This window comes from Novosphingobium sp. FG137 (assembly GCF_057809735.1).
On sequence record NZ_JBMDKN010000001.1, the window covers coordinates 1,064,849 to 1,078,427 of the forward strand.

Consider the following 13,579-nt stretch of genomic DNA (forward strand, 5'->3'; position numbering starts at 1 on the left):
GCTGGGCTTCTGCAGTTTGGCACGCCCCATGCAAAGCAAGGATCAATTCCCGCACAGGGAACCAACAGGAGACTTTCGATGTACACTGCCCGCTTCTTCTCGACCCAGCTCGGCCGCGCGGCGCTGATCAGCATCGCAGCGATGATGGCGCTCAACGTCGCCGTCGCCACCCGCCCGGTTGCTGCCGCGGCTCCCCAGGTCGTCGCTTCCAGCGCCGCGATCACGGGTGAGCTCGCCTGATGGGCGCGGACACGCCCTTCAAGCCAGTCGGGCGCTCGCAATCCCGTTTCGAAATCGAGCTTGGTGCGCTACGCCGTCCCGATACCGAAACCCCGCGGCCTTCCGCCTCGTTTACCACCGGAGCCAACCTGATGGGCATCTTCTCCCGCACCCGCGACATCATCGCCGCCAACTTCAACGACCTGCTCGACAAGGCGGATGACCCCGCGAAGATGATCCGCATGATCATCATGGAGATGGAGGAAACCCTCGTCGAAGTGCGCGCCTCGGCTGCCCGCACGATCGCCGATCAGAAGGAAATGGCCCGCCACGTCGCCAAGCTCGATCGGCTCCAGGCCGATTGGGCGGACAAGGCCCAGCTCGCCCTTTCCAAGGGCCGCGAAGACCTCGCCCGCGCCGCGCTCGTCGAAAAGAACAAGGCCGCCGACATGGGCGCGCAGCTTGCCGGCGAGATCAAGGTGCTCGACGATTCGATGCGCGCCTACGAGGCTGACATCGAAAAGCTGCAGACCCGCCTGCGCGAAGCCCGCAGCCGCCAGACCGCGATCGCTGCCCGCCTCGAAAGCGCCGAAAACCGTGTCCGCCTGCGCACGCTGATGACCAGCGAACGCGTGGATGAGGCTCTCTCGCGCTTCGACCAGCTCGAACGCCGCGTCGATTATGCCGAAGGCCGCGCCGATGCGCTCAGCCTCGCCGATGGCGCCCAGCCCAACCTCGCGGACGAAATCGCCGCGCTCGCCGGGCAGGACAAGGTCGATGAGGAACTCGAAGCCATGAAGCGCGCGCTCGGGCAGAGCGAAAGCAAGGAGGGCTGATCGATGGAAGACATCTTTGTCCCGCTGATCGCGATGTTCTCGCTGTTCATCGCCTTCCCGTGGATCGTGCTGCACTACATCACCCGGTGGAAGACCGCCGCCACGCTCACCACCGGTGACGAGGCGCTGCTCGAGGAGCTCTACCAGCTCGCCCGCCGGCTCGATGAACGCATGGACACCGTCGAACGCCTCGTCGCCGCCGACAATCCCGAATTCCGTCCCGGTCGGGTCCTGCCCGATATGGACGCCGACAATCAGAAATTGCGCGAGCTGGACCGTCTGGTCGCGCAGCAGAGGGGGATTTCCAAATGAGCAACCAGCTGCCCCAACGCACCAAGTTCTATCGCGACAAGGTCAACGGCAAGTTCATGGGCGTGTGCTCCGGCATCGCCGACTACACCGGGATCGATGTCCTGTGGGTCCGGATCGGCTTCCTGGTCCTTGCCTTCTCGATGGGCTGGCCGTTCCTGATCTACTTCGCGCTGGGCTTCCTGGCCGAAAAGAAGCCCGCCCGGCTCTATGTCGACCGCGAAGAGCAGAAGTTCTGGCAGGGCGTGCGCCAGTCGCCAGCCCGCACCGCACGGGAAGTGCGCAGCACCTTCCGCGATATCGACCGCCGCCTCGCCGAAGTCGAACAGTTCTACGTTTCCGGCAATCCGCGCCTCTCGGCAGAGATCGAGAAGCTGCGCTGATCGCCTGAACCTCCCCGGGGGAAATTTCCATGGACAACGGTACACTCGCCCTGCTGATCCCGATCCTCGCGCTCCTTATCCCGGTCCTCGCGATCTGGACCCAGCACCAGCGCAAGATCGAGGAAATCCGCGCCAAGGCGCTGGGCGAAGTCGGCAACCAGGCCGCCGCCCGCGCCGCCGCTCTCGAAGAACGGGTCCGCGTCCTCGAAGCCATCGTTACCGACAAGAGCTACGACGTCGCCAACCAGATCGAGGCCCTGCGAGATTCGGCGCGCCGGGATGGCTCGGCCATCGAACACGGGAGGAACTGATGGGACCGGAAGAAATCTCGCGCCTGACGGACCTTGGCCCGTTCATCGCCATGATCACCCTGATCCCCGTTGCCGGCTGGGTCTTCACCACCTGGCTGCGCATCCGCCACGGCTACCCGCTCGACGGGGCCTGGGGGCAGGCGATCTACCCCAAGACCAACAACGCCGAGCTGGAACGGATCAAGCTGCTCAGCCAGGAAAACGCCCAGCTCCGCGCCGAGCTCGGCTCGGTCAAGGATCGCCTCGCCAATGTCGAGCGTATCGTCACCGACAGCGGCTATCAGCTGACTCACGAGATCGAGGCCCTGCGCGGCCAAGGGAGCACCAAGCAATGAACGCCGCCGATGCCATTGCCTTTGCCGCGCTGATGATCGGCCTGATTTCGATCATCGGGGTCATCGCCGATGTCTACAAGCGCCGCCTCGCCTTCAAGGAGCGCAAGCTGGAGCTCGCCGCCAAGGAAAGCGCCGAACAGGCCGCCAGCTTTGCTGTGCAGGCGCAGAAGCTCGAACAGCGGGTCCGTGTCCTCGAGCGCATCGCCACCGATCGCCAGGGCCAGGAAGTGGCCGCGCTCGCCAGCGAGATCGAAGACCTGCGCACCGCAACCGCCAACTGAACCCCATCACCTGAGGACTGATCCATGAGCTTCTGGAGCGCCATTGTCGCGATCGTCGCGATCCTCGCCTGGGCCAAGATGCGCAGCGCCCGTTACGAGGCCGGCCTTGGCCACCCGCTCGCCGAACTGCGCAATGCCAGCCGGCCGGATCCGGCGCTCGAACGCGAAGTCATCGAACTGAGGAAGCGCGTCGAAGTGCTCGAACGCATCCTCACCGATGGCCGCGATGCCAGCCGCCTCGCGCAGGATATCGAAGCCCTGCGCGAACACTGAGACGAAGGAGAGAGCCGCCATGCCCTTCACAACAGCCGCCGTGCTCGCCGCCGCCACGCTGGTGGCCATCGCGATCCTCGCCCGCACCGCGCTCACCGCGTGGAACGGCTGGCTCGATCTCCAGCGCACCCAGCTCGCCCGCCCGGCGGATGGCACCCACCACGCGCTCGGCATGATCGATCTCAGCGACATCAAGGAACGCCTGCGCAAGCTCGAAGCCATCGCCGCTGGCGTCGATCTCTGACCCCTCCGGTCCTCCCCATTTTTGTCCTGAGCTTGTCGAAGGGCACAAATGGGGAGGTGGCCCGCGAAGCGGGTCGGAGGGGTAATCCCTCCCCGAGCTCGTCTCGGGGAGGTGGCAGCCCAAAGGGCTGACGGAGGGGTACTTTCTACCGTCTTGCCCACTGCGCCCAATCCGCTATGTCCGCCGCCCATGAGCCAGCTCGACGACATCCTTGAAGAGTACGAATTCCTCGACGCGGACGAACGCTACCGTCTGCTGATCGATCTCGGCCGCAAGCTGGAACCCATGCCCGAAGCGCTGAAGACCGACGCCACCCTCGTGCGCGGCTGTTCGGCCAGCGTCTGGGTCTATCCGGTCGCTGCCAGCGGAGACGCGCTCCATTTCCTTGCCGATAGCAACGCAGCGATCACCAAGGGCATTGTCGCCCTCGTCCTCGCCGCGGTGCAGGATCAGCCGGCGCGGGCCGTCGCCGATACCGATATCGCCGCTGTCCTCGCGCCCTTCGACCTCAAGAACCAGCTCTCCTCGAACCGCACCCAGGGCGTCCCCAACATGATCGCCCTCGTGCGCGAACACGCCGCGCGGATCGCGCAGGGGTAGCCACATGCGCCGCCACCTCTGGACCGGCGCTGGCCTCATGTTCGTTGGCATCGGCACAGTCGGCGCTTTCCTGCCGCTGCTCCCCACGGTGCCGTTCCTGCTGCTCGCGCTGTTCTGCTTCGCGCGCGGCAATCCGGTGTGGGAGCAGCGCCTGCTCGATCACCCGACTTACGGCCCGCTATTGCTCGATTGGCGTCAGCGCCGCGCCATCCCCCGCCGCGCCAAATGGGCCGCGCTGATCGCCATGGCCGTCTCGGTCGTGGTCACCGGCCTCACCGCCGGCTGGCCGTGGGTGCTGATCCCGCTCGCGGTCATGGCGCTCAGCGGTACCTGGATCTGGACCCGCAACGAATAAATAGGGACAGTCCCCATTTTTCGGGCCTACGCGAACCTCAATCCACCGCGTCGCGCACCACGGCAATCCCCGCCGCCCTTTGCCGCCGCAGTTCCTGCTTCAGCTTGGCCGGATCGAGCGCGATGATGAAGCCGAAGCTCACCCCGCCTTCCTTGCCGATCGTCGCATGGTGCAACTTGTGCGCCTGCACCACCCGCTTGAAATAGCCCTTACGCGGCACGTACTTGAACCAGCGCTGGTGGACGAGGCCGTCGTGGATCAGCGTATAGATGATCCCGTAGATCAGCACGCCCACCCCGATCCACGTCGCCGGCCACCACGCATAGGCCCCCGCAATCAGCGGACTGCCGATCATGAACCCGCTGATCGACATCGCCGCGCCGACCACCGCATAGAGGTCGTTGCGCTCGAAAAAGCCGTCGTGCGGTTCGTGATGGTCGCGGTGCCACGCCCAGCCGAAGCCGTGCATCACATACTTGTGGCTGCTCCAGGCAATGAACTCCATCGCCCAGACGGTCGCGAACACGATTGCAAACTGTATCATGCAGCCCCTCTACACCAGCCCGCGGCCTGTTCCCAGACATCCTCTGGGGCAGGTCCGGGAATGGGCCTCACGGGTAACAAAATTGCGCCGCCGCCCCCTGCCACGCCTTGAAATGCCCCCGCACCGGGTCTAGCGCGCCATACCATGAACAGCACAGCCAAAACGCTCTACGAAAAGATCTGGGCCGCCCACGTCGTCGAGGATCGCGACGATGGCACCAGCCTCGTCTACATCGACCGCCACCTCGTTCATGAAGTGACGAGCCCGCAGGCGTTCGAGGCGCTGCGCCTTACCGGGCGCAAGGTGCGCCGCCCCGATCTCACCCTCGCGGTGCCCGATCACAACCTGCCGACCACCGCCCGCCGCGATTCCCAAGGCGCGCGCGTCGCCATTGCCGATCGCGAAAGCGCCGCGCAGCTCGAAGCGCTCGAAGCCAACGCGCCCGCCTTCGGCATCCGCTATATCGGCGATGCAGATGCGGAGCAGGGCATCGTCCACGTCGTCGGGCCGGAGCAGGGCTTCTCGCTCCCCGGCGCGACCATCGTCTGCGGCGATAGCCACACCGCCTGCCACGGCGGCCTCGGCGCGCTCGCCTTCGGCATCGGCACGAGCGAGGTCGAGCATGTACTCGCCACGCAGACGCTGCTCCTGAAGCGCTCCAAGACCATGGAAGTCCGCGTCGAAGGCACGCTGCTCCCCGGCGTCACCGCCAAGGATGTCGTCCTCCACATCACCGGCGTGCTCGGCGCGGCGGGCGGCACCGGCCATGTCATCGAGTATACCGGGCAGGTCATCCGCGACCTCAGCATCGAAGGCCGCCTTACCGTTTCAAACATGGCGATCGAACACGGCGCCCGCGCCGGCCTCATCGCGCCGGACGACAAGACCTTCGCCTACCTCAAGGGCCGCCCCTACGCGCCCAAGGGCGAGGAATGGGACAAGGCCGTCGCCTGGTGGCGCAGCCTCGCCACCGATGCGGGTGCAAAGTACGACAAGACCGTCGTCATCAATGCGGCGGACATCGCCCCCAGCGTCACCTGGGGCACCAGCCCGGAAGACGTGCTGCCGATCACCGGCGTCGTCCCCGCGCCGGAAAGCTTCGCCGATCCCTCCAAGCAGGCCGCCGCGCGCGCCAGCCTCGATTACATGGGGCTGGAACCGGGCCAGCCGCTCACCTCGGTAGAGATCCAGAACGTCTTCATCGGCAGCTGCACCAACAGCCGCATCGAGGACCTGCGCGCCGCCGCCGCCGTGCTCAAGGGCCGCAAGAAGGCCGCGAACGTCACCTGGGCCATCGTCGTCCCCGGCTCGGGCCTCGTCAAGCGGCAGGCTGAGGAAGAAGGCCTCGACAAAGTGTTCCTCGAAGCCGGCCTCGAATGGCGCGAACCCGGCTGCTCGGCCTGCCTCGGCATGAACCCGGACAAAGTCCCCGCAGGCGAGCGCTGCGCCAGCACCTCCAACCGCAACTTCGTCGGCCGCCAGGGCCCCGGCGCACGCACGCACCTCGTCTCGCCCGCCATGGCCGCCGCCGCAGCGGTGACAGGCCGGCTGACGGACGTGCGCGAACTGGTCTGAGCCGCCCCGACTCCACCTCCCGCAGCGCCTCTCGCTCGCCTTGTCCGGTTATGCTGTCGGCCCGCCTTGCCCTGTGCACGGCTGGTCGACAGCGTCAAATCGGGCTGATTCAGGCATTTGTACGTACCGGCAACGTTCTGTCGCAGCACCCGCACGGTGCAGCCTTGCCACGACCTATCTGAACCTGTCTGTTCATCTGGCAGAAAGCCTGCTCCAGCAGGGAAGAGACGAAGCCGTTCATCTTGGCGCCGCAAAACCTTGCTGCGGCGCATCCGGCTTCCGCCCGCGGCACCCCCGCGCGGCGTCATGACAGAGCTTGAAGGAGTAACCCGATGCGTGCCCTCACTACCGGAAAGACCGGCCTTGCCCTCGCCGTCGCGTTTGCGGCGCAGCTGCCGGCCGGCTCATTCGCGCTGGCGCAGGAACTCCCGCCGGTCGATCAGAGCCAGCAGAATCAGGCCCAGCCCCCCGTCGCCACCGGCGCCGAGCTGCGCACCACCGTCGCCCCCACCAGCGATGCCGCCGCCCTGCCCAAGGGACCGGACATCAAGGGCGTAATCTCGCGCCGCAGCGCAGACCGCATGGAAATCACGGCTGACGATGGCACCAAGACCATCGTCAACGTCAACGACTACACCAAGATCCGTTCGAGCAAGGGCCTCTTCGGCATGAGCCGCCAGCAGTTGGCCGCCAATGCGCTGCTCAATGGCCTCCCCGTCACGGTCCACACCCTGCAGTCGGGCGATGCGCTCATGGCGGCTGATATCCAGTTCAAGGACAAGGATCTCAAGATCGCCAACATGATCCGCACCGGCACCAAGCAGGGCTTCGAGGAGCAGAGCGCTGCCACCGCCGAAGTCCGCCAGATGACCGAGGCGCTGCGCACCCGCTTTGGGGATATTGACGACTACAACATCAAGAGCACCACCAACGTGAACTTCGCCTCGGGCAAGACGCTGCTGACGCCGCAGGGCAAGGCCGATCTTTGCGCCACCGCCACGCAGGCGCAGGGGATCAAGAACGCGGTCCTGCTCGTCGTCGGCTATGCCGATTCCAAGGGCAACGAAGATCTCAACCAGCGCCTCAGCGATCAGCGTGCCACCCGCGTGGTCAACTATCTGCAGCAGGCCTGCGGCTGGAAGCCCTACAAGATGCTCACACCCTCGGGCATGGCCACCGCCAATCCTCTGGCGGACAACAGCACCCCCGAAGGCCGCGCGCAGAACCGCCGCGTTGCGGTCAACGTGATGGTCAGCAAGGCCGTCGACGGAATGTAAGGAAGCTGTTTCTCGCAGAGACGCGAAGGAAGAAGAGACCGCGAAGCGGCTTCAGGCATACACGGTCAAAGCTCCGGCCCACGCCGGCTCACCAGCACCGCGTCTCTGCGCCCTTCTTTCCCTTTGCGTCTCTGCGAGAAACCCCTTCTTCCCATCACACCTGCGGATAGCCCCCTTCGCCCGCTTGCAATCACGGCTCGCCAAGGCCACTTCGAAGGCGAGGCGGGATCAAGGAGCACGTCCGTGACCAAGAAGACCGATAAAGAGAGCAGCAACAGCTGGACCGGCCCGGCCGCGATTGCCGGCGCAGCCATCGGCTCGGCCGCACTGGCCGCCGCTCTCCTCTATTCCTCGCGCCGCAAGGAACGCGCTGAAAAGGCGGCTCCCAAGCCCCCCGTCGATCCCATCGACACGGACTGACCCCCGGAAAGCCCCTCCCGCACGGGGAGGGGTTGGGGAGGGGTAACCGAGCTATCCGATCAAGCGCCGCCCCTTGCATCCGGCCCGCCCTAGCGGCTAAGGCCCGCGCCATGGAACCCGTCACCACCATCGATGGCCGCGCCATCCCGTTCGGCCGCAAGAACGTCGATACCGACGTGATCATCCCCGCCGCCTGGCTCAAGACGATCAGCCGCGAAGGCCTCGGTCGCGGCGCGTTCGAGGCGATCCGCAAGGATCCGGACAACATCTTCGACAGCGCCGAATTCAAGGGCTCGCCGATCCTCATCGCGGGCGACAACTTCGGCTGCGGCTCCAGCCGCGAACACGCCGCCTGGGCACTGCTCGATCTCGGCATCAAGGCCGTCATCGCGCCTTCCTTCTCGGATATCTTCTCGGGCAACGCGTTCAAGAACGGCATCGTCACCGTGGTCCTCCCGCAGGAAGCGATCGACCGCCTGATGGAAGTCGCGGCAACCGAGCCCGTGCACATCGACCTCGAAGCCCAGACCGTGACGACGCCCTTCCAGGACCGCTTCTCTTTCGAGATCGACGCCTTCCGCAAACATTGCCTGCTCAATGGCCTCGACGAAGTCGGCCTCACCATGGCCCGCGGCGACGCCATCAGCGCCTACGAAGCCAAAGCCAGCGCCGAGCGCCCCTTCCTCGTCCACCCGGCCTGATTTGAGTTTCGCGCAGAGGCGCGGAGAGGGTTCAAAGGGGGTCGCGCAGAGATCGCGGAGACCGCAAAGATATCAGGGCTTGCACGCGCCGCAGGCGCTTTCGATCTCCTGCAAGGCAGCTTCGCCGCCACCTTCTTCTCTGCGAACCCTGCGAACTCTGCGCGAACCCATTCCCTTCTTCCTCTGCGCCTCCGCGCCTCTGCGCGAATCTAATCTTCCTCCCTTAACCACCCGCTTAAAAACCCCTTCCCAAGCCCGCCAAAACATGGCTCAAAGGTGCCAACCAAAGCACCGGAGAGATCGATGAAAGCCCTCAGAACCCACGCCGTCGGCGGCCCCGAAACCCTCACCCTCGACGAGATTGCCGAACCCGTCGCCGGCCCCGGTCAGGTCGTCGTCGCGGTCAAGGCCTGCGCGATCAACTACCCCGATACGCTGATGATCCGCGACATGTACCAGTTCAAACCGCAGCGCCCCTTCGCGCCGGGCGGCGAGGTGTCGGGCGTCATCGAAAGCGTGGGTGAGGGCGTCACGCAGTGGAAGGTGGGCGACCGCATCATCGGCATGTGCGGCAACGGCGGCCTTGCCGAAAAGGTCGCGCTCGATGCGGCGCGTATGTTCCCGCTGCCCGAAGGCGTGTCGTTCGAAACTGGCGCCTCGCTCCTGATGACCTACGGCACCACCATCCACGGCCTCAAGGATCGCGGCCGGATCAAGGCGGGCGAAACCATGCTCGTCCTCGGCGCCGCCGGCGGCGTCGGCATTTCCGCCATCGAACTCGGCAAGGCCTATGGCAACCGCGTCATCGCCGCTGTCTCCAGCGAGGAAAAGGCCGCCGCCGCGCGCGAAGCCGGCGCGGATGACGTCGTGATCTATGGCCGCCCGCCGTTCGACAAGGACCAGAGCAAAGCCCTTGCCGATGCGTTCAAGGCCGCCTGCGGCCCGAACGGCGCTGACATTGTCTACGATATCGTCGGCGGCGATTACTCCGAACCTGCCGTGCGCGCCATCGCGTGGGAAGGCCGCTTCCTCGTCGTCGGCTTCCCCGCCGGCATCGCGCGCCTCCCGCTCAACCTCACCCTGCTCAAGTCCTGCGACGTCTGCGGTGTATTCTGGGGCGCCTTCACCGCGCGCGAACCGCAGAAGAACGCCGAACATGTCGCCGAATTGTTCGAGCTGCTGAAAGCCGGCAAGATCAACCCCCGCGTCTCGGCCCGCTTCCCCCTCGCACGCGGCGGTGAAGCCATCGCCATGCTGGCGGACCGCAAGGCCGTCGGCAAAGTCGTGGTGACTATGGACTAAGGCTGCGTTGATCCTCCCCATTTTTGCGGCACGCACAAATGGGGAGGTGGCCCGCCGCAGGCGGGTCGGAGGGGTAATCTCTACTTCACCTTCGCCCAGACCTGCGTCTTGCACAGCGGCCAGACCAAGCACCCCTTCACCACCAGTTCCCCCGGCGAGCGCAGCGAGACCGTCGCCGCATAGGTCCCGCCGTCGTTGGGATTGTAGATCGTCCCCTTCCAGCTCCCGCCTGCCGGTTTCAGCCCGCGGAAGATATACATCCCGATCAAAGGCCGTCCCCGCAGCGCCGGGTTCTTGTTGTTGCGGTCGAACTTGTCCTCTGCGCCGCCGCTCGATCCGCCGAGGATCTTCCCGCAAAGCCCGCCATCGCACTGGCTCACTTCGATCAGCCCGCCGCGCTCGGGCGTGCGCCACTGGCCATAAGGGCTCGCCTGCTCCGCAGCACTTGTTCCGGCTGCCAGCAACAGGGCGCCAACCAGCAAAAACGTCTGCATCCTCATTTCCCCCTGCTACGCCATCCATAGGCCGGCAGCGCCAGCTGCCAGTGGATCGCCGCGCCGCGCAGGCCAAAGCCTGCCAGTGCCGCCACCGGCCATACGATCATCTTGTCGATCCCCGCCATATGTCCACCCGCGCAAATCGCCGAAGTGAGCGCGGCAGGCGTCACATAAAGCTCGGGTCGCATGATGATCGAAGGCCGCCCCGCGATCACGTCGCGGATCACGCCGCCCACGCAGCCGGTGATCACGCCCATCAGCGCGGCCGGCACTGGCGCCACGCCCAGCGCCAGTGCCTTCGCCGTCCCCAGCACGGCATAAGCGCCAAGCCCCGCCGCATCGGCCCATTCGATCACCCGCGTGCTCTCGCCCTGCCACCAGCGCGCAGGGCTGAACCACACCATCAGCGCCACGCCCAGACACACCGGCGCGGTCCAGGCATTGTGCACCCAGAACACCGGCGCCCCGATCAGCAGATCGCGCACTGTGCCGCCGCCCACGCCCGTCACCACCGCAAAGAACGCCATCGTCACGAACGTCTGCCGCATCCGCGCCGCCAGCAGCGCCCCGCTCAGCGCGGTGATCGCGATGCCCGCCGGGTCCAGCGCCGCGATCAGGGCAAAGACATCCGAAGCCGGCAATCGCGGCGCCACGGGCAGGTTCAGCGCAAGGATGGACATCGGGCTCATCAACGCTCCACTTAGGACGAAAGTAACCAGTGCGTGCCTAGGATGCGGGCCGGAACGGTCTATTTCTCCAACAGGCTCTCTGCGCGCAGTGAAGAATCTGCTCAAGACCTGGCACGGCGCAAAGCCGCCGCAACCGTCGCCTCCCGGTGATGATGCCGCGCATCGGCTGGCCGTGTTCGAGGATATCGAGCGAGGCCATTCCGGTTGGTTCTGGGCCACCGATGCCTCCGGCTGCCTGACCTACATCTCCCCCGCTGCCTGTGAACGCTTCGGCCTTACGCCGGAAATGCTGATCGGTCAGCCCTTTACCAGCCTGTTCGAGACTGATCCCGAAAACCCCGGCGAACGCTCGGACCGCCCGCTGCAGTTCCTGCTTGGCACGCACACGCGGATCGCGGACGTGACCGTGCGCCTCGTCCCTGATCGCTGCGCACCCGGCACGCGCCTCGCATGGTGGGCGCTTTCGGGCCAGCCCAAGATCGATGTGGCGAAGCCGGGAACGGACGGCGCGTTCTACGGCTATCGCGGCAGCGCGCGCGATATCACGGTGGAATACGAACGCCGCATCGAGGATTCGCGCCTCGCCGAATTCGATTCGCTCACCGGCCTTGCCAATCGTCACCGCATCACCCGCCGCTTCGATTCTGTGCTCGCCGCGTTCCGGGGCACCTTGCGCCCCGCCACGCTGATGATGCTCGATCTCGATCGGTTCAAGCACGTCAACGATACGCTCGGCCACCCTGCGGGCGACGAACTCCTCCGTCAGGTCGCCCAGCGCCTCACCCGCGTCGTGGGCTCGGCGGGTGAGATCGGCCGCCTCGGCGGCGACGAGTTCCAGATCCTGCTCGCCGATCAGGAAGACCGTGGCAAATTGGGCGAACTCGCCGACAGGATCATCGGCCTCATCTCGCAGCCCTATTCGATCGACGACAATCACGTCGTCATCGGCGTCTCGATCGGCATGGCGATCGCCCCGTTCGATGGCACCGAGCGCGAGGATATCGTCCGCGCTGCAGACCTCGCGCTTTATGCCGCCAAGCACGGCGGACGCGGCCAGTTCCGCTTCTACTCCTCCGACTTGAAGGATGAGAAGGAAGAGCGCAGCCTGCTCGAAGAAGCGCTGCGCGAGGCCATCGCCTCGGTCGATGGTTCTGACGACAGCTGGGATGATCCCCAGCTCGGCATGGTCTACCAGCCCGTCGTGCGCACCGATGATCACGCCGTCGTCGGCTTCGAGGCGCTGATGCGCTGGGAGCATCCGCAGCGCGGCGCGATTCCGCCTTCGGTGTTCATCCCTGTGGCCGAAGATACCGGGATGATCCTCCAGCTCGGCGCCTGGGCGCTGCGCCAGGCCGCGCGCGATGCCGCGCTCTGGCCGCACCCCTTGCGCGTCGCGGTCAATGTCTCGGCAGTGCAGTTCGCCCACCCCGATTTTCCCGGCATCGTGTCTGATGTGCTCGATGCCAGCGGCCTCGATCCGGATCGGCTGGAGCTTGAACTCACCGAATCGGTGTTCATGGGCGATGGTGAAGTAACCGATGGCGCGTTCAAGGCGCTAAAGTCCCTAGGCGTCCGCCTCGCGCTCGATGATTTCGGCACCGGTTACTCTTCGCTCAGCTACTTGCGCGCCGCACCGTTCGACAAGCTCAAGGTCGATCGCAGCTTCGTCGAAAGCTGCACCCTCAGCGATCAGAACAGCGCCAAGATCATCGCCGCGATTATCGGGCTGGCCGATGCGCTGGGCATGGAAACCACCGTCGAAGGCGTCGAGGCCTTCGATCAGCGCGATGTCGTCTGCGCCAAGGGCGCCCGGTTCATCCAGGGCTACCTCTATTCGCCCCCGCTCGAACAAGCGGTGCTGCTCCAACGCATGGCGGCGGGCGAACTGCGCATCCCGCCCGATGGCCCGCAGCGCCACCGGCCTGAGCGCCGCTCGGTCTATCGCCGCATCGGCGTGATCCACGAAGACCACCGCTACGAAGCGCTGCTGCGCAATCTCTCGGCCACGGGGGCGGGGATAGAGGGCCTCGTCGGCGTGCCCGTCGGCACCAGCCTCGTGCTCGATCTCGGCGCGGGCCAGCTCGCCGTCGTCACCGTCTCGCGCTCCGAAGATGCGACCATCGGCGTCGAATTCGAAACCCCGCTGGTCAGCGACGGCGCCGGCGGCCTCGTCACCCGCTACCGCGCCAGCCCCTATGCCCTCGCCACCGCCGCCCGCATGGCCAGCAGCAGCACCCCCCAGTTCCTCGAAGTGGAAGTCCGCAAACGCGCCTGAAGGTCCTCCCCATTTTTGCGGAACGCACAAATGGGGAGGTGGCCCGCGAAGCGGGTCGGAGGGGTAATTCCTCCCCGGCACGGGGAGGGGGATCACCGAATGTGATGGAGGGGCACCCTCAGTAGGAAATAGTTTCGCGCAGAGACCGCAGAG

20 protein-coding genes are annotated in these 13,579 nt (G+C 65.9%); 17 read left to right on the forward strand and 3 right to left on the reverse strand.

Translation table 11 applies throughout. The annotated features are described in order from the left end of the window. Window positions 1–78: 78 nt before the first annotated feature. From ACODS2_RS04860 to ACODS2_RS04910, 11 genes are all read left to right on the forward strand, one after another. Window positions 79–240, forward strand: coding sequence for a hypothetical protein (locus ACODS2_RS04860; RefSeq protein WP_170233763.1), 162 nt, complete (start codon window positions 79–81; stop codon window positions 238–240). After that, the gene (gene pspA / locus ACODS2_RS04865) at window positions 240–1,055 is read left to right on the forward strand and encodes a phage shock protein PspA (RefSeq protein ID WP_421839196.1); all 816 of its coding nucleotides are present in this window, start codon (window positions 240–242) and stop codon (window positions 1,053–1,055) included. The genes ACODS2_RS04860 and pspA overlap by 1 nt, the downstream gene beginning before the upstream one ends. Before the next feature lie 3 nt (window positions 1,056–1,058). Further along, the gene (gene pspB, locus ACODS2_RS04870; RefSeq protein ID WP_488997793.1) at window positions 1,059–1,367 is read left to right on the forward strand and encodes an envelope stress response membrane protein PspB; all 309 of its coding nucleotides are present in this window, start codon (window positions 1,059–1,061) and stop codon (window positions 1,365–1,367) included. Further along, window positions 1,364–1,747, forward strand: a complete 384-nt coding sequence (gene pspC, locus ACODS2_RS04875; RefSeq protein WP_421839195.1) for an envelope stress response membrane protein PspC — start codon at window positions 1,364–1,366, stop codon at window positions 1,745–1,747. Before pspB ends, pspC begins: the two co-directional genes overlap by 4 nt. Before the next feature lie 29 nt (window positions 1,748–1,776). Continuing rightward, complete coding sequence (locus ACODS2_RS04880) at window positions 1,777–2,058, forward strand: hypothetical protein (protein ID WP_488997794.1); 282 nt, start codon at window positions 1,777–1,779, stop codon at window positions 2,056–2,058. Beyond that, window positions 2,058–2,393 (forward strand): hypothetical protein, encoded by a 336-nt coding sequence (locus ACODS2_RS04885; RefSeq protein WP_488997795.1) that lies wholly within the window; start codon window positions 2,058–2,060, stop codon window positions 2,391–2,393. The genes ACODS2_RS04880 and ACODS2_RS04885 overlap by 1 nt, the downstream gene beginning before the upstream one ends. Beyond that, the gene (locus ACODS2_RS04890; RefSeq protein ID WP_488997796.1) at window positions 2,390–2,674 is read left to right on the forward strand and encodes a hypothetical protein; all 285 of its coding nucleotides are present in this window, start codon (window positions 2,390–2,392) and stop codon (window positions 2,672–2,674) included. Before ACODS2_RS04885 ends, ACODS2_RS04890 begins: the two co-directional genes overlap by 4 nt. Window positions 2,675–2,698: 24 nt before the next feature. Continuing rightward, a complete protein-coding gene (locus ACODS2_RS04895; protein ID WP_298173874.1) occupies window positions 2,699–2,947 on the forward strand; it encodes a hypothetical protein in 249 nt (82 codons plus the stop codon). A gap of 19 nt (window positions 2,948–2,966) precedes the next feature. After that, window positions 2,967–3,191 carry a hypothetical protein gene (locus tag ACODS2_RS04900; RefSeq protein WP_488997797.1) on the forward strand — a complete coding sequence of 75 codons (225 nt, stop codon included), beginning with the start codon at window positions 2,967–2,969 and terminating at the stop codon, window positions 3,189–3,191. A gap of 189 nt (window positions 3,192–3,380) precedes the next feature. Then, entirely contained in the window at window positions 3,381–3,791 is a 411-nt protein-coding gene (locus ACODS2_RS04905) for a SufE family protein (RefSeq protein ID WP_488997798.1), read from the forward strand. A 4-nt stretch (window positions 3,792–3,795) separates the two neighbouring features. Next, window positions 3,796–4,146: a YbaN family protein gene (locus tag ACODS2_RS04910; RefSeq protein WP_488997799.1), complete on the forward strand. Its 351-nt coding sequence runs from the start codon at window positions 3,796–3,798 to the stop codon at window positions 4,144–4,146. Between the two features lie 37 nt (window positions 4,147–4,183). Here ACODS2_RS04910 and ACODS2_RS04915 read toward each other — a convergent pair whose 3' ends face one another. Then, window positions 4,184–4,690, reverse strand: coding sequence for a sterol desaturase family protein (locus ACODS2_RS04915; RefSeq protein ID WP_488997800.1), 507 nt, complete (start codon window positions 4,688–4,690; stop codon window positions 4,184–4,186). Between the two features lie 144 nt (window positions 4,691–4,834). Between ACODS2_RS04915 and leuC the strand changes: the two genes are divergently transcribed. The 5 genes from leuC to ACODS2_RS04940 all read left to right on the forward strand — a co-directional run bounded on the left by leuC (window position 4,835) and on the right by ACODS2_RS04940 (window position 9,965). Further along, window positions 4,835–6,265 (forward strand): 3-isopropylmalate dehydratase large subunit, encoded by a 1,431-nt coding sequence (gene leuC / locus ACODS2_RS04920; RefSeq protein ID WP_488997801.1) that lies wholly within the window; start codon window positions 4,835–4,837, stop codon window positions 6,263–6,265. 332 nt (window positions 6,266–6,597) lie between these two features. Continuing rightward, a complete protein-coding gene (locus ACODS2_RS04925) occupies window positions 6,598–7,542 on the forward strand; it encodes an OmpA family protein (protein ID WP_488997802.1) in 945 nt (314 codons plus the stop codon). A gap of 243 nt (window positions 7,543–7,785) precedes the next feature. Next, complete coding sequence (locus ACODS2_RS04930; RefSeq protein ID WP_298172534.1) at window positions 7,786–7,962, forward strand: hypothetical protein; 177 nt, start codon at window positions 7,786–7,788, stop codon at window positions 7,960–7,962. A 110-nt stretch (window positions 7,963–8,072) separates the two neighbouring features. After that, window positions 8,073–8,663, forward strand: a complete 591-nt coding sequence (leuD, locus tag ACODS2_RS04935) for a 3-isopropylmalate dehydratase small subunit (protein WP_488997803.1) — start codon at window positions 8,073–8,075, stop codon at window positions 8,661–8,663. 303 nt (window positions 8,664–8,966) lie between these two features. After that, on the forward strand, window positions 8,967–9,965 hold the full coding sequence (locus ACODS2_RS04940; protein WP_488997804.1) for an NADPH:quinone oxidoreductase family protein: 999 nt from the start codon (window positions 8,967–8,969) through the stop codon (window positions 9,963–9,965). Between the two features lie 80 nt (window positions 9,966–10,045). Here ACODS2_RS04940 and ACODS2_RS04945 read toward each other — a convergent pair whose 3' ends face one another. Next, window positions 10,046–10,459: a DUF2147 domain-containing protein gene (locus tag ACODS2_RS04945; protein ID WP_488997805.1), complete on the reverse strand. Its 414-nt coding sequence runs from the start codon at window positions 10,457–10,459 to the stop codon at window positions 10,046–10,048. A gap of 2 nt (window positions 10,460–10,461) precedes the next feature. Next, a complete protein-coding gene (locus ACODS2_RS04950; RefSeq protein WP_488997920.1) occupies window positions 10,462–11,142 on the reverse strand; it encodes a trimeric intracellular cation channel family protein in 681 nt (226 codons plus the stop codon). 97 nt (window positions 11,143–11,239) lie between these two features. Between ACODS2_RS04950 and ACODS2_RS04955 the strand changes: the two genes are divergently transcribed. Next, the gene (locus tag ACODS2_RS04955; protein WP_488997806.1) at window positions 11,240–13,426 is read left to right on the forward strand and encodes a sensor domain-containing protein; all 2,187 of its coding nucleotides are present in this window, start codon (window positions 11,240–11,242) and stop codon (window positions 13,424–13,426) included. Window positions 13,427–13,579: the final 153 nt, after the last annotated feature.